Raw genomic sequence first — 26,418 nt, forward strand, 5'->3', positions numbered from 1 at the left:
GTGCAAAGCTAACAAATTTGTGATTTCATTGTGAGCACCTGCCAGTCAATTACGCTTTTTTTACTTATTTTTGTTCGAAAATATACAAGCATGAGGAAGTTTTTAGTTTTACTATGTTGTGGATTTCTACTGAATAGCTGTAGCGACGGCGATATTCAAGTTAAAAATTTCGATTTTGGCAATGTGGACGCCAAATCCTGTGGCAGCAGTACTTCTGACTTCTTTATTTATGAATTTAGCGGCAACGAAGCACTCATTCTCCAAATTCCTGAAAACAGATTTGTGAATAAGGAAACTCCGGAAGGAACCCCGATCTCGATTACTATCGACAATACCGTCAAAGTGATTTATAGAATTTATGACGGACCTGTGACCAATGCTACTTTATGCTCGTCCATCCCCCCATCAAGCCCTACGGTTACAGAAGAGTGGAATGCCGAAGGCGGGACAATCCAGATTACCACCCGAGCAGTACATAGCGTTGTGACGTCGACTGGTGAAGATATCATCAATAATTTCAGCCACAGCATCGTGTTCAAAAACATTACGTTTAATCGCGGCAATGACGAGTACCAGACTACGGATCAAATCGTTTTTGGTACATACACCACCCGCAACCTGAATGCGCCGGTGAATTTTGTAACGATTGAAAACATCCAGAAATGTGCTGATAACAATTTGCTATACAAGCTATCCGGCAACCAGTCGCTGGAATTGAACCTCGATAATGACACACTTGCCACACTTTTTGCCAATGAAGCAACAACAGCAGGTGCTCCAAGACAACTTTACATTAGTGCCCCTGAACAGCTCTCTTTTAAAGTGTATGGAAACATAATTACCACCGAAAACCTTTGCTCGGGCGATACCGGTGCAATCTCCGAAGTGTGGAGTGCGGAAAATGGCGTTGAAAATAGCAGTGGCCTCATTGAAGTGGAAACCACTACCAATGGCAGCAACTTCATCCACACGGTGCGTTTCAAAAATGTCAGGTTTAAAAATACTGATGGATTGGTATTTTCGTTTGGCAACGACTATGATTTCGGTCAGTACATCACGACAAACTAAGGTTTCTTCTGCCTGATGTAAATTTCGGTGGCGCCCAAACCGTATTTCTGGTAATTCGCGTCCTGAAAATCAATATTATCGTATCTGCCAAGTAAAAAATCCAGCTCTGCTTTCAGTACGCCCTCGCCTACTCCGTGGATAAACACAATTTTAGGGATGCGGTTTTGGATTGCAAATTCCACATGCCTCCTGGCCGTCTCAACCTGTAAATTCAGGATGTCAAAATTGTTCATTCCCCGAAAATTCTTCACGAGCTTTTCGATGTGAAGATCAAATTCCGGCACAGGCATTTCTTTCGCCTTCTTTTCTTTAACAAAACTACGGGGTTTTGGAATTTCCTTTTCTTTTAAGACCTGCTTTATATTTTGGCCGGCGTTGTAATTGATCTCCACCGCCGCTGATTTAATTAATTCCTTTGCAGTATAAGTAAGCTCAAAGCCTTCAGTGGTTTCAATTGTGATATTATCACCATTCACCGCTACGACCAAGCCTTCCAAGGCGTCGTCAAGCACCATCACCTTGTCTCCTTTATTGAGTGTCATCTTCGTTGTGTTTATCGCTTTTAGACGGAATCTTATTTCCCAATTTCATCATACAAACCATAAAAATTACGATTGCAGCGCACATGATGTACAAATTTGGTTTTGGTTTACTTTGCTCGTAAAGTGCAAAACCAGCCGAAAGGAAAAGTGCCGGAATTAAAATGTTTTTCATAAATACTCTTTATGAGGCCAAATTACGAAGTTTTGAACTATAAGCCATAAAAAAATCCGCCTGAAATTGCGGATCTTTATATGTATAATGGCTATTTGTTAAGAGGCGGCGCCGGTAGCTGCTGCAACAATCACGACTATAATTGCGAGGGCATAGATCACAAGCATAACCAATGTGAAAATCCCAACAAATTTATAGTGCGATTTCAGATATTCGAATGAAGCGGTCAACTTCTCTGTATTGTTGTCGCGAAAAGCGGCTTTGATCGATAACGCGAAACGGTTCAGGTAAAAAATGGGGAAAAAACTAATGGCTACCATAATAACGATAACCAACAAAGTCATTCCCGGGGGTAATTTATACATATTAGTCGCCGCGTCCATCCCGCTATCGTCGTTCGATCCCAATACCCCTAAACTGCCAAAGACCAAAATAAGGCCCATCCATATGTAGCCAAAAATTGAAAGGAAGTTCGCCCATTTTCCAGTTTCCCTGAGGAACTGTTTGGCATTGTCTGTAAGTTGCATTTCAAAACTGTCAAAAGCAGAATTATTCTCCATTTTAAAAATTGTTTAAGGTTGATATTTCCAAAAATAATGAAATAACGTAATTTCACCTGCATCGAACAATAAAGTTTTAAACAAAAAAAATCCCGCGTTACAGCGGGATCTTCTCTATCTCTCAAATTCTTGTAAAGTTTTGATGATAATGCCAATACAGTCATCCAACTGCGCTGACGTCATCACCAGCGGTGGGGCAAACCTGATGATGTTGCCATGTGTCGGTTTTGCCAAAAGGCCATGATGTGCCAGCCTCATACAGATATTCCATGCGGTCTCACTGTCCTCGGTATCGTTGATTACTATGGCGTTTAGTAGTCCTTTGCCACGCACAAGGGTGGCTATGTTAGAGGTCTTTATGTATGCGGCGAGTTGCTCCCTGAAAATCATGCCAAGCCTTTGCGCATTTTCAGCCAGGTTTTCGTCTACCACTACGGTAAGCGCGGCTACCGCAACGGCAGCTGCAAGCGGGTTTCCTCCAAATGTAGAACCATGCTGCCCCGGTTTGATCACATTCATAATCGCGTCATTTGCCAAAACTGCCGAAACAGGGTAGACACCACCAGAAATGGCTTTTCCTAAAATCAACACATCAGGCTGGACATTCTCATGGTGTACCGCCAGCAATTTACCGGTTCTTGCGATACCCGTTTGTACTTCATCGGCGATAAATAGCACGTTGTATTGCTCACAAAGCGCTTTGGCTTTTGAAAGGTAACCATCGGCAGGCACATATACTCCCGCTTCACCCTGAATCGGCTCTACAAGGAAACCTGCAATATTTTTCGTCGATGACAACGCCTGTTCCAAAGCATCAATATCGTCATATGGAATTTTAACAAAACCCGCAGTGTATGGCCCGAAATTCTTACGTGCATTTTCGTCATTTGAGAAAGAAATGATTGTAGTAGTACGCCCATGGAAATTGCCTTCACAAACAATTACCTGCGCCTGATGCTCTTCCACGCCTTTTACTTCATACGCCCATTTCCTGCAAATCTTTAATGCCGTTTCCACAGCTTCAGCTCCGGTATTCATTGGAAGTACTTTGTCGAAACCAAAATACTCGGTCAGGAATTTTTCGTAATATCCCAGTTTGTCATTATAAAAAGCACGTGACGTCAAAGTAAGTGTCTGTGCCTGATTGATCAGTGCATCAACAATATCCGGATGGCAATGGCCTTGATTTACGGCAGAATAAGCCGAAAGAAAATCATAATACCGCTTTCCTTCAACATCCCAGACGTAAACGCCTTTGCCCCGGCTTAGTACAACGGGCAACGGATGGTAATTGTGCGCCCCATACTTGTTTTCGATCTCGATAATCTCTGCTGAACTGATTTTTTCTAAAACTGACATTTGCAACTGATTTTTAGAATAAGTTTTTACAATTCCTACTTATGGAGAGAAATCATCCGTTTACGGTGTAAAAATAGGCAATTAATTGAGAATTTAATATTATCCGTCCTCTTTTTGCCTTAATTTGACAGTAAAATTAAAAAGCCCTGCTTTCTAAACCGAAACAGGGCAGTGATACATGTCGTTCCTTCTTTACTGCAGCGTAGCGGTAGAAGAAATAGCGGTATTCAATAATTTTGAAATCGGGCAATTCTTCTCAGCTTTCGACACCAGTTCCTGGAATTTTTCATCAGTAATGTCTTTTACCTTTCCATTCACGGTAAGCACAGAACTTACAATGCTTCCATTTTGAAAATCAATGTCACATTTGGTTTCAAGGCTTTCAATTTCAAAACCTTCTTCGCTAATAAATGCCGAAAGCTGCATGGTGAAGCAGCCGGAATGGGCGGCTGCGATAAGTTCTTCGGGGTTGGTACCGATACCGTCCTCGAACCTCGTCTTAAATGAGTATTGCGCATTGTCCAATACTTTGCTTTGGGTAGTAAGCCTGCCGTTTCCTTCTTTAATAGATCCCTGCCAGACTGCCGTTGCGTTGCGTTTCATAAAGATAATTTTTTTAGTTTCCCTAAATTTACAGCATTATGTCCAGAAAACTAAATCCTATTCCTGAAATTAACATAAAGAAAACATCCTACTTCTTCCTATACTGTTTTAGATCGACATAAAAGGTCGCCCCTGTTGCGTTATCGTTATTTTCAGCATAAAAAGTTCCGTCCGCCTTTTTAATGATCTGGCTGGAAAGATACAGCGACATTCCTGACGATTTCCCCAACTTGGAAGACCGCGTCATATTCGAAATTTTAAAAAGGTCGTTGCTGCTTTTACCTTCAATACCTGCTCCGGAATCAGAAACCGAAATTTTAAGATGCGAATGTTCCCTGTAGATCTTAACCGCAATCAATCCTCCTTCAGGTGAATATTTTATGGCGTTATCCACAAGATCCGAGATAACTGAAATTAAAGATTCGCTGTCAATCCTGATGTAAGCATCGCTTTGTTTTATCTCTTCTTTCAGAAAGATCTTTTTATCCTGAAGACGGTCCGCAAATTTCCTTTTGATGGTATTAACGATTTCGGCCAAATTCACGGAACGCACCTTAAACACCTTTTTCGATAAGATCTCTTCTTCTTTAAGTACCTTGATATAAGACTGTATAAACTCGATTTGCCATGCCGAAGAGTCTATAATACTGTTCGCCAACGTGCGGATTTCATCAGGCGGATTCTTTGTTACGATTGCCCTGGCCGCCTCCATCGGCGTTTCGGCAAACCGCTTCATATCATTTGATAACAAATCGGCGAGTTCCTGCTTTTGTGTTAATAGATTCTCGTTTATGCGTATAGTCGACTGTATGTTACTCATCAGCAACCCGGCAGCGTCAGAAAATTCAGTAGGCAAATTGGGGATGATTCTCGAAGCCCGATAATTCTCCAAAGCCTTCGACGCATTTTCTATGGGCTTGATAAGCCGCTTCAGCAGAAACAAAGTCAAAGCGGTCGCGACGAGCGTCATAATCAATGAAATCACAAAGATGTTCGTAGGCGAAATTTTATTCTCGTAAAAAAGCAGGAAAAAAATCAAGCCAATCAACGGAATATGAATGCCAATAAACGCGACAAACAAAAATTTTAATGCGTAACGATTCCGTAAAAAGCCTATTTTGGATAAGGCAGCATAAAGTTTCATACAGGGGACATTTTGTGTTGGTGTAGATATTATTACGAAACCGATCTCGTATTGGTTTTCCAAATATAAAATTATTCTGATGCGAATAAAAATATTACCGCTCAAACTGAAAAAAATTCCCGCATAAAAATTTAAGCCTTACTTTTGCGCCATGGCAGCAAAAAAGACAGACAGAATAATTTTCGAAAATATTGAGGTACTCGATGCGGGCGCAAAAGGCGTTTCAGTCGCAAAAGCACCTGATGGAAAAGTAATTTTTATCCCTAACGTAGTGCCGGGCGATATCGTAGATGTGCAGACTTTTAAAAAGCGTAAAGCATACTACGAAGGCAAGGCGATAAAATTTCACGGATATTCCGAGCACCGCGTTACACCGCAGTGCCAGCATTTCGGAGTGTGCGGTGGCTGCAAATGGCAGAATATGAAATACAGCCAGCAACTGCATTACAAGCACAACGAGGTACTCAACCACCTGAAACGCATCGGGAAAATTGAATTGCCCGAATTTGAAAATATTCTGGGATCACAAAAGCAGTTTTTCTACCGCAATAAAATGGAATTTGGATTCTCAAATTCGCGTTGGCTTACAGAAAAGGAAATAGGAACATCGGACGAAATTGACAGCCGCAACGCACTCGGATTCCATATCCCAAGGATGTGGGACAAGATACTGGATATTACGGAATGCCACCTTCAGGCTGATCCTTCAAACCAGATTCGGAACGAAATCCGCAAATTTGCTACAGACAACAACCTGGAATTTTTCGACCCCCGCAACCATGAAGGCCTGCTGAGGACGCTGATGATCCGCACGGCATCTACTGGAGAAATCATGATATTGATCCAGTTTTTTAAGGAAGACAAACAACAACGCGAATTATTACTTGATTTCCTGGCGGAACGTTTCCCTCAGGTTACCTCGCTGCAATACGTGATTAACGGCAAGCCGAACGATACGATTTACGATCAGAACGTGGTGCTTTATAAAGGCCGTGATTACATCCTGGAAGAAATGGAAGGGCTGAAATTCAGCATCAATGCCAAGTCATTTTACCAGACAAACTCGGAGCAGGCATACGAATTGTATAAAATCACCCGCGACTTTGCAGGCCTTACCGGTAACGAAGTCGTGTACGACCTGTATACCGGCACCGGGACGATTGCGCAGTTTGTTTCTAAACAGGCTAAGAAAGTAATCGGTGTCGAAGCCGTTCCGGAAGCGATTGCCGATGCGAAAGAAAATGCGAAGCGCAATGAGATTACCAATTGTGATTTCTTTGTTGGCGATATGAAAGTGGTATTTAACGAAGCGTTTATCGCGGCGAATGGCCATCCCGATGTGATTATCACCGATCCACCAAGAGACGGGATGCACAAAGATGTGGTCGAACAGATCCTCAAAATCGCACCCGATAGAATTGTATATGTGAGCTGTAACTCGGCCACTCAGGCACGGGATCTCGCCCTGATGGACGAGAAATACAAAGTCACGCGGGTAAGGCCCGTAGACATGTTTCCGCAGACACATCATGTTGAAAATGTTGTACTTTTAGAAAAAAAATAATTGCATTAGAATACATGAAAAGAATAATCCTGTTTTTACTGGTTGCCGCTTTCGGATTTTCGGGCTGTGAAAAAGATGACATTTGCGATGCCTCCATCCCAACTACCCCAAGGCTTGTCATCGATTTTTATGACTTTACCAATCCAGCAGTACCGAAGAACCTCACAAACCTCAAGGCTATGGGAACTGGTGCCGATTTGCCGTTGGTATTCAACGATCTGCTCGAGGAAACAGATGAGACGCGATACCTGACAAATGATACCAGGTTACGTTTGCCTCTAAAGATCAATGAAGATTCCGTGCAGTACACCCTGACGCTAAATTCAGGCAACGATGTCCTGACATCAACCGACGTTATTGACATCAATTATACCCGCCTCAGCGAATACGTCTCACGGGCTTGTGGTTATAAAACACTTTTTAAGTTAAACCCTGACACCAACAACAGTGAAGCTCCATTCATTATCAACGGCAATCCGGCCAACAATTCAGGAAACTGGATCAGGAATGTTGAGATCATCAAATCAAACCTTGAAACCGAAAATGAAACACATATTAAGATATTCTTTTAGTATCGCGCTGCTTGTTTTCGGGTGTACGGCTCAGGCACAGCAAACAAAAACACAAACACCGGCTAAGAAAGATTCCGTGACCATCACGCCAAAAAAAGAACGATACGGTGTGCGTATAGGTGTCGATTTATTCAAGCTTTCCCGGTCTGTTTACGATAGTGATTACAAGGGAATCGAGTTTGTCGGGGACTACAGGCTGACACGTAAATATTACCTCGCTGCCGAAATCGGAAATGAGAACAAAACCACCGATGAAGACCAGATCAATTTTACAACCAAAGGAAGTTACCTGAGGTTCGGTTTCGATTACAACGCCCATGAAAACTGGCTGGATCTCGAAAATATGATTTACGTCGGTTTGCGTTATGGCATCAGCACCTTCAGCCAAGAGCTGAACAGCTATAAGGTATACAACCCAAATCCGTATTTTAATGAGTCAACGGATGTGGGCATTGGAGATAAATACAGCGGACTGTCAGCACAATGGCTCGAAGCAGTAGTCGGCTTGAAAACACAGGTGTTTAAAAATACTTTCGTCGGATTTAGCATTCGACTGAGCACTTTAGTCGCAAACAATCAGCCAAATGGATTTGAGAACTTATACATTCCCGGTTTTAACAAGACGTATAGCGGCGATTTCGGTTTTGGCTTCAATTACACCGTTTCTTACTTCCTTCCGCTGTATAAGAAACAGGTGAAAATGGATGCCAAAAAATCGGAAAATAAAGACAGTGGCAAAAAGGCAAAAGAATAAAGTAGCCCTACTTAATTTCTTTTACGCCTTTAATAAAAATCCATTTCATAAAAACCTTTTCTCCTGCGCTGGTCTTTACCGATTGGAACTTCGGCGCCAGAAGACTTGCGGCTACCGCTGCAGTAACTGGTTTCATCCAACCGTCCAACTGCGTAAAAGTAACAATCAGGAAAAACATCAGCAGGTATAATGCGGCAAAACAGATAAAATTAAAAAGAAGTGCTTTTGTCGTTGGTTTCATACGATTAACTTATTGGTTTTCAGTTTGAAATTTTGTACGCTTGCTGCCGGCATACATTTCGTATTTAACAAGCCGTGCTTCAAGGCTTCCGTTGAACAGCTTGATTTTTCTGGAAGGTTTTAACCCCACAAATTTTAAGGCTTCCATATTGGCAGTGATGAACCAGGCATTGGTGTTTGGATAACTTTTCTTTAGCGTATCACCGATGTCCGTGTAAAAATGCTCCATCTGAATATCGAGTCTTTCGTCATAAGGCGGATTAAACACCATATGCAACGGCCCTTGATTTTCCTTTTTGGTGTCAAAGAAATTGCGGCCTTCAATCGTGATGTAATCTTCAAGATTCGCGTTCCTGATGTTGTCTTTCGCTTTCATGATGGCGGACGGCGCCTTGTCATAACCGACGATCGTATAACGAAACTCACGTACTTTCTTTAACGACGATTCCACAATCGTATCAAAAAGGTCGTTGTCCCAGTCTGCCCACTTCTCAAACGCAAATTCCTTCCTATTGATATTGGCCGGAATGTTGCAGGCGATCATCGCGGCCTCAGCCAGAAAAGTACCACTGCCACACATCGGGTCAAGGAAATCTCCCTGCCCCTCCCAGCCTGACAGTAAAAGTATTCCTGCAGCCAGTACTTCGTTGATCGGTGCAATATTCGTGGCGGTCCGGTAACCGCGCTGGTGGAGCGAACTGCCGGACGTATCCAACGCCACGGACACCTGGTCGTTGTGGATGTGGATGTTAATCCTCAGGTCAGGCCGCGTTTTATCGACGCTTGGGCGTTGTCCTGCCTTTTGCCTGAATTGATCCACAATGGCATCTTTGCATTTTTGAGAAACAAACTCGGAATGGTTAAAACGATCCGAATGTACCGTCGAATCAATCACGAAAGTCTGGTCCGGATTCATGTATTTTGACCAGTTCAAGCTATAAATGCCTTTATACAGCGAATCTTCATTGGTCGCCCTGAAATGATAAATCGGCTTCAGGATTTTTAACGCAGTGCGCAGCGAAAGGTTGGCCTTATACATAAAACCTTTATCTCCCTTAAAGCTCACCATCCTTACACCTGCTTCGACTTCCTGTGCGCCAAGCATTTGAAGTTCCTTAACCAATATTTCCTCAAAACCAAAAAAGGTCTTGGCAATCATCTTAAAATTTTCTTCCATATTATTTTTTCACAGCGCCTGACTTGTAAATGAGCTTTAAAACCTGAGATTAAATTCCATGTTTACCCAAATCGCGCCATGGTTGGCAAAAATAATCTAAATTTGCATTTTAACCGGACTTTACAACAAAGAATAAATGCCTTCACCGCAAAATCAGCCTTCCGAAAACACCAATAAAGCAGAAAACTGGTTCGCCTCCTGGTTTGATACACCGTACTACCACATTTTATACAAAGACCGCGACAACGAAGAAGCCCGTCTTTTTATGGACAACATCACAAACTACCTGAACCTCCCCGACGATGCGAAAATCCTCGATTTGGCTTGTGGGAAAGGGCGCCATTCTTTGTATCTAAACAAATTAGGCTATGATGTGACCGGTGCTGATCTGTCCGAAAACAGCATTGCCGAAGCCAAAAAATCCGAGAATGACAAACTGCACTTCATCGTACACGATATGCGCGAAACCTGTCGTGAAAAATATGACGCGATTTTTAACCTGTTTACTAGTTTCGGCTATTTTGAAGACGACGCAGATAACCTGAAAACGCTCGTGGCCATTCGGGAAAGCTTAAACGAGTCAGGATTTGCCGTAATCGATTTTATGAATGTAACCAACGTACTGAAAAATCTGGTCCCCGAAGAAACCAAAACCATTGATGGCATTACTTTTAACATCAGGAGGTATCATCTCGACGGGCATATCATCAAGGAGATCCGCTTTGAGGACCGGGGAGAAAAATTTCATTTTACCGAAAAAGTTCAGGCGTTGTCACTCAAAGACTTTGAGCAAATGATGGAAAACTCGGGAATTTTCCTGCTCGACGTATTTGGGGATTACAAGCTCCGGAAATTTCACAATGCCGAAAGCGAACGGCTGATCATGATCTTTAAATAATGAATTACCTATTTCCCCTATTAGCCGTATTGCTTGGATATGCGTTTGCCATCTTCGTGAAACCCGGGAAACGCAAAAGCCTGAAGCTGTTGTTGTCCTTCAGCGGCGCATTCTTATTGTCGCTGACGGTGATGCACCTGCTCCCTGAAGTGTATGAGGCAGACCACCTGCAGCGGGGCGAAACCCATTCCAATACCGTTGGGATTTTTATCATGGTCGGGATATTATTCCAGATACTGCTCGAATTTTTCTCAAAAGGCGCAGAACACGGCCACGTACACGGGCATGACGAAATGAAGCAAATGCCGTGGTCTTTGTTTTTCAGTCTTTGCCTGCACGCCTTTCTTGAAGGATTCCCTGTCGGAAGGCACGCGGACCTCGCGGTCGGGATAGCGATACACCACCTGCCCATCGCGGTAATCCTGACGCTCTTTTTCATCAACGTAAAATTAAAGAAAACCACGATTTTTATTTTTATGGTATTATTTGCACTGATGACGCCGCTCGGAACCCTGGCATCCGCTTCATTAGAGGTGCTCAATCAGTATTACACGGAAATTACTGCCGTCGTAATCGGGATTTTGTTCCATATTTCCTCCACGATTATTTTCGAAGCAAGCGAAAACCATAAATTCAACGTCGCCAAGTTGTCGATGATCGCGCTTGGGATATTGTTCGCGTTCTTGTTGTAAAACCTGGATTGCAACATAGGCCTTCGCGTCGTTGCAACATGCCATCACAACCGTGTCACATGCCATCGCAACCGTGTCTATTGCCATCGCAGCCGTGTCCATTGCCATCGCAACCGTGTCAACTATCATCGCAGCTGTATCGCGTGCCATGGCAGCCCCGCAACATAACTTTGCGTAACGAACATATATCTTACTAAGAAAGACACCATCGCCCGTACAATCGGGGTTGAGGCTTATAAAACAACTCAGAAATTGTGTTGCGCTTTAAAATAAGGCAACACACTAACCCAAATCCGGGAACCTTTCAGGGTACCCTGCCCCAGAACGCCTGTTTCATTTTCCTTTTTTTTTCAATAAATACAGTTTTAACAATGGACATCACTCTTGATTTTAATTGTAAAATCGTAACTTTGGGTGCTGAACCATAACCTGTATATGTTGTCTTTTACCAAAACCACAGAGCAATCTTCGAATTACAACAGCCTGGAATCGATGCCCATCGGTGAACTGTTGAAAAACATGAACCTTGAAGACAAAACCGTGCCGTATGCCGTAGAAAAAGCGCTTCCGCAGATTGAAAGGCTGGTCACCGAATTAGTGTCCCGCATGCAACAGGGCGGCCGATTGTTTTATATCGGCGCAGGCACTTCCGGACGGCTTGGTATCGTTGATGCGTCAGAATGCCCGCCAACATTTGGCGTGCCGTTTGACCTCGTGAACGGAATCATTGCCGGAGGCGACGCCGCCATTCGCCGTGCGGTTGAAAATGCCGAAGATGATGCCACCCAGGCGTGGAAAGATCTATCAGCCATGGGAATTAAGGAGCATGACACCGTGATCGGGATCGCCGCATCGGGCACCACACCCTACGTCATTGGCGGCCTCCAAAAATGCAACGAACACGGCATCCTGACCGGAAGCATTTGCTGCAATGCCGGCAGTCCGCTGTCGCAAACAGCAAAATATCCGATCGAAGTGATTGTGGGTCCGGAATTTGTAACCGGAAGTTCCCGCATGAAAGCAGGCACAGCACAAAAGCTCGTCCTGAATATGATTTCGACCGCCACCATGATCCGCCTTGGCCGCGTGAAAGGCAATAAAATGGTCGACATGCAGCTCAGCAATAAAAAGCTGGTGGACCGCGGCGCCAAAATGATTGTGGATGAAACCGGCGTCACCTACGACGAAGCACTGGAATTATTGATCCAATACGGCAGCGTACGCAGCGCTGTTGACAACTACACAAGCAAAAAGTAATGCCTGTAAACAAAGACATCTTAAACAAAGGTTTTAAATTCCTGACTTTTGCTTTACCCTGCACCTTCATCGGTCCGGCAATAATCCACTTTGCGTTTATTAACAAACAGCAGCCAATGTACCCGTACATCCTGGGCGTCGGGATTTTGCTGTGCTTTGGCGCCATCTTTTTAATCTTTAGGGGAATCATCACGATTATAAACAGCCTATCCGACAAATGACAGAAGACCTGATTCATATCGATAAAACCTTTGAGAAGCTTGCGTTTTTTAACCAAACACTGTCGAACAGGGAGTTTGATGGCTGTATTTTCCGCAATTGTGATTTTTCCGGAAGCAATCTTTCGAATAATATATTCAGCGATTGTGAATTTCACGACTGCAACCTAGGCATGTCCAAATTACGCGGAACAGGACTAAAAACCGTCGCTTTCACCAATTGTAAACTGCTGGGTGTGCGTTTTGACGAAGCCGATGATTTTCTTTTCAACGTCTCATTTGACAATTCGACTTTGGATTTTGCCTCTTTCGAAAACCGGAAAATGCCAAAAACCGCTTTTATAAACTGTTCCCTGCGCGAAACCATCTTTATCGGTGCCGATCTCTCCGGTTCTGATTTTGACCACTGCAACCTTGAACACGCCATTTTCAACGACACCAATTTGGCTTCCTGTGACTTTACCACGGCCCATCATTTCAATATTGACCCCGAATTCAATCCGATGAAGAAAGCGAAGTTTTCGGCTGACGGTATTTTGGGGCTGCTGCAAAAATATGACATCAAAATAGTGTAAATATGGAAACCAATGCACAATATCTCGAAAGCGTACGTAAACAATTCCTATACTACAAAATCCTGGGAGAAAAAGCGATGGCGCAGTTGAACGACGAACAGTTGTTTGAAGCGTTCAATGAAGATACCAACAGCATTGCACTGATTGTAAAACACCTGTCGGGAAACATGCTGTCGCGATGGACCGACTTCCTGACGACCGACGGCGAGAAGTCATGGCGGCAGCGCGATGATGAATTTGCGAATCCATATGCATCAAAATCTGAGATGATGGCCGCCTGGGACAAAGGTTGGGATTGCTTCCTAAACGCGTTAAACGGCCTGGTGCCGGAACAGCTTTCGGACATCATCTACATACGCAATGAAGGCCATACCGTAGTGGAAGCCATCAACAGGCAGTTGGCGCATTATCCGTACCATATCGGTCAAATAGTGTTTTATGCCAAACTGCTGAAGCAAGGCGAGTGGGACACGCTTTCGATCGCAAAGAATAAATCAGGCAATTACAACGACGCAAAATTCTCAAGAGAAAAAGCCATCCGGAATTTCACCGATGACGAACTCGACAAACTCAATAAATAATTGACTCTAAACCCTGGCCCGGATGGTCCCGAGTTAGAAAAACAAGGCTCCAGCCGTAGTTTTTGTTAATCAGGAATACAGCGTACAGCCGGAACAAGCTATAGAAAATGAAAAAAGTATCCTTACTCCTCGCCGCGTTAATCCTAACCGCGTGTTTTGAATCCCCTGAAAAAAAATGTACCGATTTTAAGATTGGAAAATTCCGCGTGGAACAAACCATCAATGGCAAGCGATCGGTCACCGTATTTGAGCGGAACGACAGCATTGAAGTTGAGACGTATAATGGAAAAAAAGATACCTCGTCGATTCGCTGGGTGGGCGATTGTGAATACATTTTACGCAAGAAACATCCAAAAAACAGGCAGGAAGCCATCGCAATCGACATGAAAATATTGACCACCTCGAAAAATTCTTATACCTTTGAATTCGGTGAGGTTGGTAAAAGCAAAACATTCACAGCCACGGCTGTAAAAATTACCGACTAACACGCCAATAAAATTTAATCACACTGCATGGACGTTTTTTTGAATCCCAGTACCTGGATCGCGCTATTGACATTAACTTTTCTTGAAATCGTTTTGGGGATTGACAACATCATCTTCATTTCTATTACGACCGGAAAATTACCGCCTGAAAAGCGCAAAAGAGCCACGAAAATAGGGATGTTCCTCGCCATGTTCATGCGCATCGCACTGCTTTTCGGGATCAGCCTGCTGATTGCGATGAAAGACCCGTGGTATACAATTGACCTGAGCTGGGTCACGCTGAAAATAACCGGACAAAGCCTTATTCTGTTGCTTGGAGGATTGTTCCTATTGTATAAGAGTACGAACGAGATCCGCGAAAAAGTAGAAGAAAAAGGCCATGAGGAAAAAGAACTAAAACGCAGCGCCTCGCATTCGTTTGGAAGCGTTATCGTCCAGATCATCGTGATTGACATCGTCTTCTCTTTCGACAGTATCCTTACGGCTGTTGGGATGACGAACGGCATTGAAGGTGCCTTGTACATTATGATAACCGCCGTAATCATTTCGGTAATGATCATGATGCAATTTGCCGTTCCTGTAGGAACATTTGTAAACAAAAATCCATCAATCCAGATCCTTGCATTGTCGTTCCTCGTGCTGATTGGTTTTATGCTCATCATAGAAGCGGCACACCTCGCCAATGCTTCCTTCTTCGGGAACCATGTCGAAACGGTGCCAAAAGGCTACCTGTATTTTGCCATCGCATTCTCACTGCTGGTCGAATTGCTAAACATGAAAATGACCAAGAAAAGCAAACAAAGCCCCGACGAAGACGCTTAACGGCATTGAATTACGAATTGTGAATTTTCAATTAGGAATTAGGAATTCCCGGTTGTTAATTGTAAATTCTCACTTCTTAAGTCTCCGTTCTCAATTCTAAACTCCTAATTGTTAATTATTAATTGTTAATTATTAATTGTTAATTATTAATTATCAATTTTCCCCTCATCACTTTAAGGAGAAAACCTTTGCTTCTATAAAAGTTTATCGTAATATTGCAATATAAAAATACATTGCAATGGGAACTACCAAAACCGAGCATTTCACAGAAGCGCAAAACCAGATTGCCACATTGGCGAAAGCATTGGGACACCCCGCACGCATTGCTATTATGGAATATCTGATGCGCGTCGATGCCTGCATCTGTGGCGACATCGTAAACGAACTGCCCCTCGCCCAACCTACAGTTTCGCAACACTTAAAGGAACTTAAAAACGCAGGCCTGATTAAAGGAAATATTGAAGGCAATGCCATATGCTATTGCATCAATGAAACTGCCTTAATGGCATTGCAATCCTATTTTGGGCTGATGTCTGCAAACCTGCAAAACAAAAAGAACAATTGCTGCTAATCTTAAACCAATAATCATGAAATTATCTGATATTAAAAAACACCTGGAAACCATGGAAACGGTAAACTTCCAATTACAAAACGGAACCTTTGTCCCGGCGCATTTTCACGTCACTGAAGTAGGTGTTGTCACCAAACATTTTATCGACTGTGGCGGCACCGTAAGAAATGAAAAGGTGGCCAATTTCCAGCTTTGGAATGCAAATGATGTTGACCACCGCCTGAAACCTGTAAAACTGCGCAATATCATCGCGCTGTCTGAACGTGTTCTGGGGCTTGAAGACCTCGAAATTGAAGTCGAGTACCAACAGACCGGAAACGACGGTCAGACGATTGGAAAATATGATTTGGCATTTGATGGCAATCATTTCATACTGCTGTCAAAAGCAACCGCATGCCTCGCACAGGACCACTGCGGCGTTCCCCAGGAACCTTCAAATGCATCATGTTGTACACCAGGAGGCGGATGTTGTTAAGTAAGGATTTCTTTAAAAAATACAGGCGGCCTATCATCATTACTGCCTCAGTGATATTGCTCCAGGTCTTTTTTGGCTGGGACGCGAAGTTTTGCATCATTAACCTCATTTGGCTTTTGGTATAATTATGAAAATGATTTTAGTACTTTGTACCGGAAACAGCTGCCGGAGCCAGATTGCAGAAGGCTATCTACGCCACTTTGCCGGCGACCTTGCACTGGTATACAGCGCAGGAATTGAAGCCCACGGCGTCAATCCACGTGCAGTGGCCACAATGAAAAATGACGGGATTGATATTTCCGGACATTCTTCCAACCACGTCGGGGAATACAGCCATATTGATTTTGATTTTGTGATTACCGTTTGCGATAATGCCAATGAGAATTGCCCGTTCTTTCCTTCAAAGGCAAGGCGGTTTCACTTCAATTTTCCTGACCCTGCGAAAGCAACCGGGAGTGAAGAAGAGATTGACAGGCAATTTGAATTGATTCGCAATGCAATCCGGGAATATTGCAGACATTTTGTCAACGACAACATTAAATAATAAAAAAAGCCGCTCTAAAAGCGGCTTTACCTATTCTAATGTCAATGTAATCTGGCCTTCGTCATCAATCTGCAGGTCTCCCTCTGAAATGTCCATTTCTTCGGACGGTTCGGCTTCAGGAACAATTTCCTCCGGAACTTCATACGGCAGTGGCTCGAGTAAGTTCACCTGTTTCAGTTTGTCTGCGGTCAGCTGATTGCCCTGCGCTTTCAGTCCTTTCACAGCGATAAACGCTTCCAGATCAATTGTCTGGTTTTCTTTTTGTACACCTTTAACCTTGGTGAAAATCAATTCGGCGACCGGGCGGTAATCCGTAGAAACAATCTCGAGTTGTGAATTCGGATGCTCGCTGATAAATACTTCTTCCTTATTTTCGGCTTCAACCAGGAATCTTTTCACATAATACCTTTCCTTTTCGCCATCGTAGTAAATTGCTGAAATCGGCTTCTTCGGAATCCATTTTTCCAGCACGACCATATCGGCATCAAAATGCGTGGTCAATTCGGGGATAATCACCTTGAGTTTCCCCGTCTGCGAGATGATCAGGATTTTATCGCTTGGCCGGAACTCTCCGAGTAATTCTCCTCTCGCGTCTGTATTTAAGCGCTGTACGGTATCGTCAAACCAAATTTTCCTTGGCAACAATGTCGAAATGCCTTTTTCCTTCAGTTCAATTTTCTTGATCGGATATTTGGTCACGAGATTCCCTTTTGAGGAGCGCCCTTTGATCGCCATTTTGGCAAAATCAATATCGAACTTCAGCTTCTTGATGCTTCCTACCTGCCGCAGCAAAATCGTAATGACTTCCGCTTCGCCGTTTGGGTTGTGCGAGAAATACAACACCATCGATCCCGCATTGCCATTCGTAAGGTCATACGCTTTATCCCGCGTTACACCAGAGACATTGAAACGCTTGATAAACGACGGCCCTGATTTTCCATCGCGGTATACCATGTTGTAAATGGTCCGCTTGTCGTTTTTGTCGAAAATATCAACGTGAATGATGTCCTTGCCGATGAATTTCTTGTCGTCGACCTTGGTAATCATCATCGTTCCGTTCCGAAGGAACACAATCACGTCGTCGATATCAGAACAGTCGGTGACATATTCGTCTTTCTTCAATCCCGTTCCAATGAAACCCTCTTCACGGTTTACATACAGTTTTGTATTCCGCAGCACCACTTTGGTCGCTTCGATATCATCAAAAATCCGAAGCTCAGTTTGGCGCTCACGTCCTTTGCCGTATTTTTCCTTTAATCGCGTGAAAAATGCAATCGCAAAATCAGTCAGGTGCTCCAGGTCATATTTTACCTGTTCGATGTCGCCTTCGAGTGCTTCTATCTTTTCCTGCGCCTTATCGATATCAAACTTGGAAATCCTTTTGATCCTGATTTCTGTCAACCGATTGATGTCTTCGACGGTAACAGCCCGCTTCAAATGTTTAATAAATGGCTTTAATCCTTCGTCAATCGCTGCAATGACACCTTCCCAGGTTTCTTCCTCCTCAATCAAACGGTATACCCTATTCTCAATGAAGATCCGTTCCAGTGACGCAAAATGCCAGTTTTCTTCGAGTTCGTCCAATTGAATTTCCAACTCCTGCTTTAGCAATTCGACTGTCCGTTTTGTCGAAATTTTCAACATATCCGTCACACCTATAAATAATGGCTTGTGGTTTTCGATCACACATCCCAATGGCGCTACCGACGTTTCACAGGCTGTAAAGGCGTACAATGCATCGATAGTTTTATCAGGGGAAACGCCCGGATAAAGGTGAATCAATATCTCTACTTCAGCAGCGGTATTGTCTTCAATCTTCTTGATTTTTATTTTTCCTTTTTCATTGGCTTTCAGTATACTGTCAATCAATGTTGAAGTATTGGTTGAAAACGGAATCTGGGTGATCGTCAGCGTGCTTTTATCCAACTGGCTGATCTTCGCACGGACCCTGACCCTGCCGCCGCGCATCCCGTCATTGTAATTCGAAACGTCGGCAATACCGGCCGTCTGGAAATCCGGAAACAGTTGGAAAGGTTTCCCTTTCAGTATTTTTATTGACGCATCGATGAGTTCGTTGAAATTGTGCGGCAGTACTTTCGTCGAAAGCCCCACGGCGATTCCTTCAGCACCCTGAGCAAGCAGCAACGGAAACTTTACGGGAAGGTTATTCGGTTCATTTCGGCGTCCATCGTAAGAAGAAACCCACTCAGTAATTTTTGGACTGTACAATACTTCCAAGGCAAATTTTGACAAACGCGCCTCAATATAACGCGATGCCGCAGCGCCGTCTCCGGTCAGGATATTTCCCCAGTTTCCCTGGGTGTCAATCAACAGTTCCTTCTGTCCGATCTGCACCATCGCATCACCGATACTCGCGTCACCATGCGGATGGTACTGCATGGTGTGCCCGACCACGTTCGCCACTTTATTGTAACGGCCGTCATCAAGTTCCTTCAGCGAGTGCATGATCCTGCGCTGAACGGGTTTGAAACCATCCTCAATAGCAGGAACAGCACGTTCGAGGATTACATACGACGCATAATCAAGAAACCAGTCTTTATACATGCCGGTAACTTTGGTAATCGTGTCGCTGCCGTCGTCGTCATTTTCGTAAAAATGGCTGCTCTCGGTACGCTGTCCTTCAGAAATTTCTTCGGAATTAATGTTTTCTTCTTCTTCGTCCATTTTTTAAAGTCGAAAGTCAAAAAGTCGAAAGTCAAAAGTCAAAAGTCAAAAGTCAAAAGTCAAAAGACGAAAGACTGAAGACGGAAAACCAAAGACCAGATTGTTGACTTTAAATTATTGCACTTATATGTTAAAAACTATATTTTTCTTTACAGGCGTGTCGTTCTGTCACAACCTGATTTCCCTCTTTATCCTTTGAGTATACTCTTAATGTACTGCATTCCGCATGATCGTTACTGGCTTCAATAAAGAAATAGCCGCCAACACTCAAAACGAGCACAAGCAAAAGAATCCATTTGAGTTTATTTTTCATATTGTTGTATTATATTTCTGCCACGACGTCCAATTCCACTTTCAAATTATTGATGATAAATTCCTGCCGGTCCGGTGTATTTTTACCCATATAAAACGACAGCAATTGCTCGATTGACGTGGCTTTGTCCAGCATAATCGGGTCCAGGCGGATGTCTTCCCCAATAAAATGCTTGAACTCATCCGGCGAAATCTCTCCCAGTCCCTTGAATCGCGTAATCTCCGGTTTTGGTTTCAGCTTCTCTATCGCCGCCACACGCTCTTCTTCAGAATAACAGTAAATGGTTTCTTTCCTGTTCCGCACCCGGAAAAGCGGCGTCTGTAAGATATACAAATGCCCTTCCTTAATCAACTCAGGGAAAAATTGCAGGAAAAACGTAATCAGCAGCAAACGGATGTGCATGCCGTCGACATCGGCATCCGTAGCGATTACGATGTTGTTGTAACGCAAATCGCTCATGTCCTCCTCGATATTCAATGCGGCCTGCAGCAGGTTGAATTCCTCATTTTCATACACAATCTTTTTGCTCATGCCGTAGGAGTTCAACGGCTTTCCACGCAAACTGAACACCGCCTGTGTGTTCACATCGCGGGATTTTGTAATTGAACCCGACGCCGAATCTCCCTCGGTGATAAACAATGTGCTCTCAAGATACCTTGGATTCTTAATGTCTGGTAAATGCACACGGCAATCGCGCAGTTTCTTATTGTGCAGGCTGGCTTTTTTTGCGCGGTCTTTCGCCAATTTCCGTATTCCGGAAAGCTCTTTACGCTCCCGTTCTGCCTGCAATATCTTACGCAATAACAAATCGGCAGTTTCCGGATTCTTATGCAGGTAATTGTCAAGTTTATTTTTTACGAAGTCATTGACGAAGGTACGAACGGACGGCAAATCAGGACCCATATCCGTCGACCCCAGCTTCGTCTTGGTCTGCGATTCGAAAACCGGCTCCATGACCTTCACACTGACGGCACTCACAATCGACTTGCGCACATCAGAAGGCTCAAAACTCTTGTTGTAAAACTCGCGGATGGTTTTTACCAATGCTTCCCGAAAGGCGACAAGGTGCGTTCCACCCTGCGTTGTATTCTGCCCGTTGACGAACGAGTGGTATTCTTCACTGTATTGTGACTTGCTGTGCGTAATGGCCACTTCAATATCATCGCCGAGAAGATGGATCGTCGGATACACCATATCCTCTTCCGATATATTTTCGTCAAGCAAATCCTTTAAACCATTATCCGAATAGAATTTTTCGCCATTGTAAATAATCGTAAGGCCTGTATTCAGATAGCAATAATTCTTGAGCATCTTGATTACATACTCATTCCTGAATTTGTAATTTTTGAAAATGGCTTCGTCCGGTATAAAAATAACTTTCGTGCCTTTTCTTTTGGTCGTATCGATGATCTCTTCCTCGACCGTGAGATTTCCTGCAGAGAATTCGGCGGCTTTCTGCTTGTCGTCCCGAACGGATTCTACACGGAAATAATTTGACAACGCATTCACAGCTTTCGTTCCGACACCATTCAATCCGACAGATTTCTTGAATGCCAACGAATCATATTTTCCACCGGTATTCATTTTAGACACAACATCGACGACTTTTCCTAACGGAATGCCACGGCCATAATCCCTTACGCTCACCGTCTTATCCCGAATCGTAACTTCTATTGTTTTGCCTGCACCCATGACAAACTCATCGATACAGTTGTCGATGACTTCCTTGAGCAGGATATAAATACCATCGTCAACAGAAGAACCGTCCCCAAGCTTCCCAATGTACATTCCGGGACGCATACGGATATGCTCTTTCCAGTCTAACGAACGGATATTGTCTTCGGTATATTGATTTTGATCTGACATTTAAGAAATACGATTTTAACTACATTCAGTTCGGCCATTGATATTCCATCGAAAGCCTCAGGTCTGCTAATATAGTTGAAATCATAGCGATTTGAAAGCCTTAAAAATCAAAGTTATTAAGAATGATATTGACAAAAACAGTTGGGAAGTTTAAAAGTTGGAAAGTCGAAAGTCGAAAGAAAAATAGGTAAAAATTGAAAGTTAAAGGTTGGAAGAAAATATAAGTTGCCCGCATCTCAAATTACGTTCGACGCCCGACTTTCGACTTCCCACTTTCGACTTTCGACTTTCGACTTCCCACTTTCGCCTTAATCATAATGACAAAAAATCCCCCCATCGGTCAAAGTCCATAGCGCGGCCTTTTGGTTCCCTGATTTTAAGGTGTTGTTTGCCCAGGTATTGCAGGTATAAAACAGGTTGTATTTTCCTTTGGATTCAAAGAAAGCATCATGGCTTCCATAGGCGGCATTTGGAATTGGGATCGCTTTTCCCTCGTGGTCCAGCTGCAGGCTTTCCGTTACGAAAGCGACCATCTTCTCATACTCCTTCCGGCTGATCCAAATCTTTTTACAGGTTTCGCTTTCTTTTGGCAAATGCAGGAAAGACACATGCATCGCGCTCGTTCCCAGATAGAATGCGGCTTCAAACGCAGTGCTGGCTTTTAAATCGGACCATTCCGGTGTGTTCAGGTAAAAGCCCCTGTCACCCCAACCGAACGCCACAAACTGCCTTGTGGTGTCTTTCGAAGCAGTAACAGCAATATCGATACGGTTGCTCCAATCGTTAACGGTATGTTTGTAAGGAAAAATCAAATCGGTGTGGACGCCATTGGTACTGATGTAAACCGCAACATCTTTAGCGGGATCAGCGTCATCTCTATTTACCGGAATACGCGAAAGGACAAAAGCCATGAAAAGATAGGCCGCAACGAAAATAACAAAAGCCAATACCATTTTCTTAAGTATATGCACAGACTTCTTTACCATACGATCACATTATCAATTTCCAATCTTATAAGCCGCTACCGAGCGGTTGTTGACGAAAAGCGTCAGGAATCCGCGATCTGCAGCGCCAATATTTACTTCAAATTCTGAAACGTTTCCGTTGCGTTTTAATTGCGGCGCAATGATCCTGTTCTGATTGCTGAACGTATAACTGATGTTATCGTTTTCACTAAGATCTGAAATGCGGAACGGTACCGTTTTCGTTTTTGTCGGCAGCAAGCCTTTCTCAGGCGACAGGATTTCATAATCAGAGTCCACATATTCGCCATAATACAGCGGCAATTCCGCAAAATCCTCCGGTGTCTTGTCGAGCATTGAAAGCCTTGCGTCTTCGGGAAAATGGTTCAGGAAAAACAGTGTGGGCGGCGTACAAAAAAAGCCATCGTTGAAGTTCGGCTTGAACTTTCCGGTATTCGCATCGACGCTGCCCGCGCCCCAGGTTACATCCACAAGATTCCATGAATCGCCGATGTTTACGGCATTCCAGACGTGGTCATTCTTCTGTGGCAATTTGCCGATCTGTGTCAGGTTGGTTTTTGCAGCACCCGGAATATCAAGGCATTTCAACCCGGTCATATCGCAAAGGTTGTGGAACAAAGCTGCATAATTCTGGCAGATTCCCTTGTTACTCCGAATGGTTTTTTGGGCAAGACTGATACGGAATGCCTTTTCCTTTTCCATACGATCGGCCTCGCCACGGTAACGGAAGGCTACCTGGTCACCGTTGCGCATGGCCGCAAGGTCATAACGTATATTTAATGCAATCCACGTATATATCGCACGGGCTTTCTCAGCTTCTCCTGAAAAATCATCGTTGATCTTATCAGCCAGTTTCTGTGTCGAGGAAAACCCAGAAGGATACCGCATGACAATGCTGTCCACATCAGAATAATCCTGTGCAGCAACGGCTTGGAAAAATAATAAAATGATGGCAGTAAATGTACGGTAAAGCATGGGGAGGCCTTTTTTCATGGTCATTTCGTTTGCAATAACTATACCATAAAACGGCTGACGCACTGAAAAATTTCATGTCGTCAAATAAATTAACAGTCCATCGATGCCTTTTTACCAACAATAGTATTGAGGCGAAACAGCGCGCACTTCTCATAAAGATTTCCTGTCGTTTACAATCCGGTTCCCGCAGCAAAATCAATCACAAAATCCAGGCTTCTTTAACCGTTTATTTTAAAATCCTTCACGATCTGCTTCAACTGCGAGTCGAAATCCGGATTGGATATTACATTGTTTTCCACATCGAAGTTTTCATAAAACGACGGCAAAGAGAATACCGCTTTGATCTTTCCCCCGTAACGTGGCAGGTTGCTTTCGGCGATCTCCAAAACACTTTTGCCACCACGCGCACCGGGCGAAGTCGCCATCAGCAACATCGGTTTGTTTTGAAATACTTCCTTCTGGATTCTCGAACACCAGTCAAACAGGTTTTTAAATGCTGCCGAATAGTTTCCGTTGTTTTCTGCCAATGACAGGACCAATATGTCTGCTTCCTGCAATTTGTCCAGGAATTGTTGCGCCACAGGATGCTTCCCGATTTCGTCTTCGCGATCCTGGCTGAACAACGGCATTTCATAATCATTGAGGTCAAGCGATTCGACACTGCCGTTTTCAAACAAACTGGCCCCATAGGCCGATAATTTCCTATTGATTGACTTGCTGCTGTTAGATCCAGCGAAAGAGATGATTTTCATTGTATAGCTTAAAATGATGGTTATAACTTTTAAAAACTAAAGGTAGGCTATACACTGCATAAAAAAGCAGCTTATCATCCACTTTTTATTCTGCTATTTTAAACATGGCCACAATATCCTTATTGACAAAAATCGAAACGTAGCCCGAGTGCATGCCATCTAATGGAATGATGATATTACTCAGGTCACTGAGGTTAGCCTGCTCAAATCCGGGCCGTTCACTTAAGAAATACTGCAGCACATCGCCGAATTCCAAACCTTCGATGCTTAATACCAGCTGATTGTCAGCCGGCGACACGGTTCCTGACAAAGGTGCATTTATACGATAGTTCTTCGAAAAGTAACTTCCGAAAAACAGCGGAAGATCAGCAAATTCCTTTTTGCTCTTTTGGGTCAAAAGCCACTTTTCATCCGTTGGGTAATGGTTAAGTACAAACCGATTCGGATTCATAAAAAAGAATGCCTCGTTATAGTGAAACTCAAACGATTCTGTTCGCTCCGAAATATATCCGGCAGCCAAGGTAGCGTCTATCAACTCCCATTTACCATTAATAAATACGCCGTTCCAGGCGTGGTCCGCTTTTCCGGGAATCATTCCGATTTGTTCAGGAGACGACTTCAGCGTTCCCAAAACCGTTTTTGCAGTAATGCCTAACTTGAGGGAAAGATACTCAATCAGCGCGGCGTATCCGTGACAAATGGCTCTTTGGGAAACGAACGTTTTCAGGGCAAGTTCTTCCAGGAACTTCTTTTCCTTTATGTCCTTTTCCTTTTGGTCTTTGTATGAAAAAACTTTTAGACCTATCCCCACCTCCACCTGCGCTTCAAGAAACATATCGTATTGGACGTGCGTAGCCACCCACCTGAAAACCGCCCTGACTTTTTCTTCAGGACGCTCAAAATCGGCGCTTATCAATGTTACAAGCCCATTCGGATTATCAAAAGTACCCGGATAGCGGTCCACTTTCTCATCGACTGCCTTATAATCCTGTGCGAAAATGCTACTGTAAAAAACCAGTAAAATGACAGTACAGACCGTTTTCATCGCTTACACATTAAACCTAAAGTGCATCACGTCGCCGTCTTTTACGATGTATTCTTTTCCTTCTACACGAAATTTACCCGCTTCTTTTACTTTGGCTTCAGAACCGAATTGCACATAGTCGTCATACGCAATGACTTCAGCGCGGATGAACCCTTTTTCGAAATCGGTGTGGATCACGCCGGCAGCCTGCGGTGCGGTCGCGCCAATATTGACAGTCCAGGCACGTACTTCTTTAACACCGGCAGTGAAATAGGTTTGTTGCTTTAATAATTTATAAGCGGCACGGATCAATACCGATGCGCCGGGTTCGTCCAATCCAAGGTCTTCGAGGAACATTTTGCGCTCTTCATATGTTTCCAATTCGGTGATATCAGCTTCCGTACCCACGGCAAGCACAATAACCTCTGCATTTTCATCTTTTACGAGTTCGCGTACCTGCTCCACATAAGCATTTCCTGTAGCCGCTGAACCCTCATCCACATTACATACATACAGTACCGGTTTCGAGGTAATCAACTGGAAATCTTCCATCAATGCTTCTTCATCTACATTGTTAGGCTGTACCGTTCTTGCCGACTTGGCCTGTAACAGTGCCTCACGGATGCGGTTCAGGAACGCTTCTTCCGTTTGGGCCTCCTTGTTCCCCGTTTTCGCGGCACGCTTTACTTTTTCGAGCCTTTTTTCAACCGTGTCAAGGTCTTTCAATTGCAATTCGATATCAATGGTCTCCTTGTCGCGGATTGGGTTTACGTTTCCGTCCACATGCACGATATTGTCGTTGTCAAAACACCTTAATACGTGGATGATCGCATTGCACTCGCGGATGTTGCCCAAAAACTGATTCCCCAGCCCCTCGCCTTTGCTCGCGCCTTTTACCAATCCTGCAATATCAACAAATGTAATGCCAGTATCAGGTCTTTGCTCAA

Annotated in this window: 31 protein-coding genes; 15 read left to right on the forward strand and 16 right to left on the reverse strand. The window is 43.7% G+C overall.

The genetic code is table 11. The annotated features are described in order from the left end of the window. Positions 1-90 precede the first annotated feature (90 nt). Entirely contained in the window at positions 91-1,068 is a 978-nt protein-coding gene (locus CFE23_RS11375) for a hypothetical protein (protein WP_291088065.1), read from the forward strand. Here CFE23_RS11375 and CFE23_RS11380 read toward each other — a convergent pair. The 6 genes from CFE23_RS11380 to CFE23_RS11405 form a co-directional block, all read right to left on the reverse strand. After that, positions 1,065-1,610, reverse strand: a complete 546-nt coding sequence (locus CFE23_RS11380; RefSeq protein WP_291088067.1) for a Smr/MutS family protein — start codon at positions 1,608-1,610, stop codon at positions 1,065-1,067. The two genes, CFE23_RS11375 and CFE23_RS11380, sit on opposite strands and share 4 nt — an antisense overlap. Next, a complete protein-coding gene (locus CFE23_RS11385; RefSeq protein WP_291088070.1) occupies positions 1,597-1,782 on the reverse strand; it encodes a hypothetical protein in 186 nt (61 codons plus the stop codon). Before CFE23_RS11385 ends, CFE23_RS11380 begins: the two co-directional genes overlap by 14 nt. Before the next feature lie 98 nt (positions 1,783-1,880). Further along, positions 1,881-2,342 (reverse strand): hypothetical protein, encoded by a 462-nt coding sequence (locus CFE23_RS11390; protein WP_291088072.1) that lies wholly within the window; start codon positions 2,340-2,342, stop codon positions 1,881-1,883. 114 nt (positions 2,343-2,456) lie between these two features. Further along, entirely contained in the window at positions 2,457-3,701 is a 1,245-nt protein-coding gene (gene rocD / locus CFE23_RS11395; protein ID WP_291088075.1) for an ornithine--oxo-acid transaminase, read from the reverse strand. Positions 3,702-3,893: 192 nt separating this feature from the next. After that, positions 3,894-4,304 carry an OsmC family protein gene (locus tag CFE23_RS11400; RefSeq protein WP_291088078.1) on the reverse strand — a complete coding sequence of 137 codons (411 nt, stop codon included), beginning with the start codon at positions 4,302-4,304 and terminating at the stop codon, positions 3,894-3,896. Positions 4,305-4,392: 88 nt separating this feature from the next. Further along, complete coding sequence (locus CFE23_RS11405) at positions 4,393-5,448, reverse strand: HAMP domain-containing sensor histidine kinase (RefSeq protein ID WP_291088081.1); 1,056 nt, start codon at positions 5,446-5,448, stop codon at positions 4,393-4,395. A 151-nt stretch (positions 5,449-5,599) separates the two neighbouring features. Here CFE23_RS11405 and rlmD point away from each other — a divergent pair, with 151 nt between their 5' ends. The 3 genes from rlmD to CFE23_RS11420 are packed head-to-tail and all read left to right on the forward strand — an operon-like array spanning position 5,600 to position 8,338. Continuing rightward, positions 5,600-7,012: a 23S rRNA (uracil(1939)-C(5))-methyltransferase RlmD gene (rlmD, locus tag CFE23_RS11410; RefSeq protein ID WP_291088084.1), complete on the forward strand. Its 1,413-nt coding sequence runs from the start codon at positions 5,600-5,602 to the stop codon at positions 7,010-7,012. 14 nt (positions 7,013-7,026) lie between these two features. Further along, entirely contained in the window at positions 7,027-7,584 is a 558-nt protein-coding gene (locus CFE23_RS11415; protein WP_291088086.1) for a DUF6452 family protein, read from the forward strand. Next, complete coding sequence (locus CFE23_RS11420) at positions 7,556-8,338, forward strand: DUF6048 family protein (protein ID WP_291088089.1); 783 nt, start codon at positions 7,556-7,558, stop codon at positions 8,336-8,338. Before CFE23_RS11415 ends, CFE23_RS11420 begins: the two co-directional genes overlap by 29 nt. Before the next feature lie 7 nt (positions 8,339-8,345). Here CFE23_RS11420 and CFE23_RS11425 read toward each other — a convergent pair whose 3' ends face one another. Both CFE23_RS11425 and CFE23_RS11430 read right to left on the reverse strand, forming a co-directional pair. Next, positions 8,346-8,579, reverse strand: a complete 234-nt coding sequence (locus tag CFE23_RS11425; protein WP_291088092.1) for a hypothetical protein — start codon at positions 8,577-8,579, stop codon at positions 8,346-8,348. Positions 8,580-8,588: 9 nt separating this feature from the next. Further along, positions 8,589-9,755: a THUMP domain-containing protein gene (locus CFE23_RS11430; RefSeq protein WP_291088094.1), complete on the reverse strand. Its 1,167-nt coding sequence runs from the start codon at positions 9,753-9,755 to the stop codon at positions 8,589-8,591. Between the two features lie 136 nt (positions 9,756-9,891). On the opposite strand from CFE23_RS11430, the gene CFE23_RS11435 reads away from it, so the two are divergent. From CFE23_RS11435 to CFE23_RS11485, 11 genes are all read left to right on the forward strand, one after another. After that, on the forward strand, positions 9,892-10,653 hold the full coding sequence (locus CFE23_RS11435; RefSeq protein WP_291088097.1) for a class I SAM-dependent methyltransferase: 762 nt from the start codon (positions 9,892-9,894) through the stop codon (positions 10,651-10,653). Next, complete coding sequence (locus CFE23_RS11440; protein WP_291088100.1) at positions 10,653-11,345, forward strand: ZIP family metal transporter; 693 nt, start codon at positions 10,653-10,655, stop codon at positions 11,343-11,345. The genes CFE23_RS11435 and CFE23_RS11440 overlap by 1 nt, the downstream gene beginning before the upstream one ends. A 438-nt stretch (positions 11,346-11,783) precedes the next feature. Continuing rightward, entirely contained in the window at positions 11,784-12,602 is an 819-nt protein-coding gene (murQ, locus tag CFE23_RS11445; RefSeq protein ID WP_291088143.1) for an N-acetylmuramic acid 6-phosphate etherase, read from the forward strand. Further along, positions 12,602-12,823, forward strand: a complete 222-nt coding sequence (locus tag CFE23_RS11450; protein ID WP_291088103.1) for a DUF6095 family protein — start codon at positions 12,602-12,604, stop codon at positions 12,821-12,823. Before murQ ends, CFE23_RS11450 begins: the two co-directional genes overlap by 1 nt. Next, entirely contained in the window at positions 12,820-13,395 is a 576-nt protein-coding gene (locus tag CFE23_RS11455) for a pentapeptide repeat-containing protein (protein ID WP_291088105.1), read from the forward strand. Before CFE23_RS11450 ends, CFE23_RS11455 begins: the two co-directional genes overlap by 4 nt. Before the next feature lie 2 nt (positions 13,396-13,397). Further along, complete coding sequence (locus CFE23_RS11460; RefSeq protein WP_291088108.1) at positions 13,398-13,976, forward strand: DUF1572 family protein; 579 nt, start codon at positions 13,398-13,400, stop codon at positions 13,974-13,976. A 107-nt stretch (positions 13,977-14,083) separates the two neighbouring features. Then, positions 14,084-14,461 carry a DNA topoisomerase IV gene (locus tag CFE23_RS11465; RefSeq protein WP_291088111.1) on the forward strand — a complete coding sequence of 126 codons (378 nt, stop codon included), beginning with the start codon at positions 14,084-14,086 and terminating at the stop codon, positions 14,459-14,461. Positions 14,462-14,488: 27 nt separating this feature from the next. After that, entirely contained in the window at positions 14,489-15,283 is a 795-nt protein-coding gene (locus CFE23_RS11470) for a TerC family protein (protein WP_291088113.1), read from the forward strand. Between the two features lie 238 nt (positions 15,284-15,521). Continuing rightward, complete coding sequence (locus CFE23_RS11475; protein ID WP_291088116.1) at positions 15,522-15,854, forward strand: metalloregulator ArsR/SmtB family transcription factor; 333 nt, start codon at positions 15,522-15,524, stop codon at positions 15,852-15,854. A 16-nt stretch (positions 15,855-15,870) separates the two neighbouring features. Next, entirely contained in the window at positions 15,871-16,329 is a 459-nt protein-coding gene (locus CFE23_RS11480; protein ID WP_291088118.1) for a DUF6428 family protein, read from the forward strand. A 133-nt stretch (positions 16,330-16,462) separates the two neighbouring features. After that, on the forward strand, positions 16,463-16,873 hold the full coding sequence (locus tag CFE23_RS11485) for an arsenate reductase ArsC (RefSeq protein ID WP_363331591.1): 411 nt from the start codon (positions 16,463-16,465) through the stop codon (positions 16,871-16,873). A gap of 30 nt (positions 16,874-16,903) precedes the next feature. Here CFE23_RS11485 and CFE23_RS11490 read toward each other — a convergent pair whose 3' ends face one another. The 8 genes from CFE23_RS11490 to ychF form a co-directional block, all read right to left on the reverse strand. Then, positions 16,904-19,558, reverse strand: coding sequence for a DNA gyrase/topoisomerase IV subunit A (locus tag CFE23_RS11490; protein ID WP_291088123.1), 2,655 nt, complete (start codon positions 19,556-19,558; stop codon positions 16,904-16,906). Positions 19,559-19,688: 130 nt separating this feature from the next. After that, on the reverse strand, positions 19,689-19,871 hold the full coding sequence (locus CFE23_RS11495) for a hypothetical protein (RefSeq protein ID WP_291088125.1): 183 nt from the start codon (positions 19,869-19,871) through the stop codon (positions 19,689-19,691). Positions 19,872-19,880: 9 nt separating this feature from the next. Further along, positions 19,881-21,737, reverse strand: coding sequence for a DNA topoisomerase IV subunit B (locus tag CFE23_RS11500; RefSeq protein ID WP_291088128.1), 1,857 nt, complete (start codon positions 21,735-21,737; stop codon positions 19,881-19,883). A gap of 308 nt (positions 21,738-22,045) precedes the next feature. Next, positions 22,046-22,723, reverse strand: coding sequence for a TIGR02117 family protein (locus tag CFE23_RS11505; protein WP_291088130.1), 678 nt, complete (start codon positions 22,721-22,723; stop codon positions 22,046-22,048). 12 nt (positions 22,724-22,735) lie between these two features. Beyond that, complete coding sequence (locus CFE23_RS11510) at positions 22,736-23,713, reverse strand: transglutaminase domain-containing protein (protein WP_291088133.1); 978 nt, start codon at positions 23,711-23,713, stop codon at positions 22,736-22,738. Between the two features lie 200 nt (positions 23,714-23,913). Beyond that, positions 23,914-24,447 (reverse strand): NAD(P)H-dependent oxidoreductase, encoded by a 534-nt coding sequence (locus tag CFE23_RS11515; RefSeq protein ID WP_291088135.1) that lies wholly within the window; start codon positions 24,445-24,447, stop codon positions 23,914-23,916. Positions 24,448-24,532: 85 nt separating this feature from the next. Then, positions 24,533-25,492 carry a transglutaminase domain-containing protein gene (locus tag CFE23_RS11520; protein ID WP_291088137.1) on the reverse strand — a complete coding sequence of 320 codons (960 nt, stop codon included), beginning with the start codon at positions 25,490-25,492 and terminating at the stop codon, positions 24,533-24,535. A 3-nt stretch (positions 25,493-25,495) separates the two neighbouring features. Beyond that, positions 25,496-26,418 (reverse strand): redox-regulated ATPase YchF (ychF, locus tag CFE23_RS11525; RefSeq protein WP_291088140.1); only part of this gene is annotated, 923 nt, incomplete at its 5' end.

This window comes from Flavobacterium sp. BFFFF1, from assembly GCF_002256285.1.
Lineage (GTDB): Bacteria > Bacteroidota > Bacteroidia > Flavobacteriales > Flavobacteriaceae > Flavobacterium.

What these genes read in the sequence shown, in the direction of transcription:
- CFE23_RS11375 (WP_291088065.1), top strand. Translation starts at nt 91, where the DNA reads ATGAGGAAGTTTTTAGTTTTACTATGTTGTGGATTTCTACTGAATAGC.
- CFE23_RS11380 (WP_291088067.1), bottom strand. Translation starts at nt 1,610, where the DNA reads ATGACACTCAATAAAGGAGACAAGGTGATGGTGCTTGACGACGCCTTG.
- CFE23_RS11385 (WP_291088070.1), bottom strand. Translation starts at nt 1,782, where the DNA reads ATGAAAAACATTTTAATTCCGGCACTTTTCCTTTCGGCTGGTTTTGCA.
- CFE23_RS11390 (WP_291088072.1), bottom strand. Translation starts at nt 2,342, where the DNA reads ATGGAGAATAATTCTGCTTTTGACAGTTTTGAAATGCAACTTACAGAC.
- rocD (WP_291088075.1), bottom strand. Translation starts at nt 3,701, where the DNA reads ATGTCAGTTTTAGAAAAAATCAGTTCAGCAGAGATTATCGAGATCGAA.
- CFE23_RS11400 (WP_291088078.1), bottom strand. Translation starts at nt 4,304, where the DNA reads ATGAAACGCAACGCAACGGCAGTCTGGCAGGGATCTATTAAAGAAGGA.
- CFE23_RS11405 (WP_291088081.1), bottom strand. Translation starts at nt 5,448, where the DNA reads ATGAAACTTTATGCTGCCTTATCCAAAATAGGCTTTTTACGGAATCGT.
- rlmD (WP_291088084.1), top strand. Translation starts at nt 5,600, where the DNA reads ATGGCAGCAAAAAAGACAGACAGAATAATTTTCGAAAATATTGAGGTA.
- CFE23_RS11415 (WP_291088086.1), top strand. Translation starts at nt 7,027, where the DNA reads ATGAAAAGAATAATCCTGTTTTTACTGGTTGCCGCTTTCGGATTTTCG.
- CFE23_RS11420 (WP_291088089.1), top strand. Translation starts at nt 7,556, where the DNA reads ATGAAACACATATTAAGATATTCTTTTAGTATCGCGCTGCTTGTTTTC.
- CFE23_RS11425 (WP_291088092.1), bottom strand. Translation starts at nt 8,579, where the DNA reads ATGAAACCAACGACAAAAGCACTTCTTTTTAATTTTATCTGTTTTGCC.
- CFE23_RS11430 (WP_291088094.1), bottom strand. Translation starts at nt 9,755, where the DNA reads ATGGAAGAAAATTTTAAGATGATTGCCAAGACCTTTTTTGGTTTTGAG.
- CFE23_RS11435 (WP_291088097.1), top strand. Translation starts at nt 9,892, where the DNA reads ATGCCTTCACCGCAAAATCAGCCTTCCGAAAACACCAATAAAGCAGAA.
- CFE23_RS11440 (WP_291088100.1), top strand. Translation starts at nt 10,653, where the DNA reads ATGAATTACCTATTTCCCCTATTAGCCGTATTGCTTGGATATGCGTTT.
- CFE23_RS11450 (WP_291088103.1), top strand. Translation starts at nt 12,602, where the DNA reads ATGCCTGTAAACAAAGACATCTTAAACAAAGGTTTTAAATTCCTGACT.
- CFE23_RS11455 (WP_291088105.1), top strand. Translation starts at nt 12,820, where the DNA reads ATGACAGAAGACCTGATTCATATCGATAAAACCTTTGAGAAGCTTGCG.
- CFE23_RS11460 (WP_291088108.1), top strand. Translation starts at nt 13,398, where the DNA reads ATGGAAACCAATGCACAATATCTCGAAAGCGTACGTAAACAATTCCTA.
- CFE23_RS11465 (WP_291088111.1), top strand. Translation starts at nt 14,084, where the DNA reads ATGAAAAAAGTATCCTTACTCCTCGCCGCGTTAATCCTAACCGCGTGT.
- CFE23_RS11470 (WP_291088113.1), top strand. Translation starts at nt 14,489, where the DNA reads ATGGACGTTTTTTTGAATCCCAGTACCTGGATCGCGCTATTGACATTA.
- CFE23_RS11475 (WP_291088116.1), top strand. Translation starts at nt 15,522, where the DNA reads ATGGGAACTACCAAAACCGAGCATTTCACAGAAGCGCAAAACCAGATT.
- CFE23_RS11480 (WP_291088118.1), top strand. Translation starts at nt 15,871, where the DNA reads ATGAAATTATCTGATATTAAAAAACACCTGGAAACCATGGAAACGGTA.
- CFE23_RS11485 (WP_363331591.1), top strand. Translation starts at nt 16,463, where the DNA reads ATGATTTTAGTACTTTGTACCGGAAACAGCTGCCGGAGCCAGATTGCA.
- CFE23_RS11490 (WP_291088123.1), bottom strand. Translation starts at nt 19,558, where the DNA reads ATGGACGAAGAAGAAGAAAACATTAATTCCGAAGAAATTTCTGAAGGA.
- CFE23_RS11495 (WP_291088125.1), bottom strand. Translation starts at nt 19,871, where the DNA reads ATGAAAAATAAACTCAAATGGATTCTTTTGCTTGTGCTCGTTTTGAGT.
- CFE23_RS11500 (WP_291088128.1), bottom strand. Translation starts at nt 21,737, where the DNA reads ATGTCAGATCAAAATCAATATACCGAAGACAATATCCGTTCGTTAGAC.
- CFE23_RS11505 (WP_291088130.1), bottom strand. Translation starts at nt 22,723, where the DNA reads ATGGTAAAGAAGTCTGTGCATATACTTAAGAAAATGGTATTGGCTTTT.
- CFE23_RS11510 (WP_291088133.1), bottom strand. Translation starts at nt 23,713, where the DNA reads ATGAAAAAAGGCCTCCCCATGCTTTACCGTACATTTACTGCCATCATT.
- CFE23_RS11515 (WP_291088135.1), bottom strand. Translation starts at nt 24,447, where the DNA reads ATGAAAATCATCTCTTTCGCTGGATCTAACAGCAGCAAGTCAATCAAT.
- CFE23_RS11520 (WP_291088137.1), bottom strand. Translation starts at nt 25,492, where the DNA reads ATGAAAACGGTCTGTACTGTCATTTTACTGGTTTTTTACAGTAGCATT.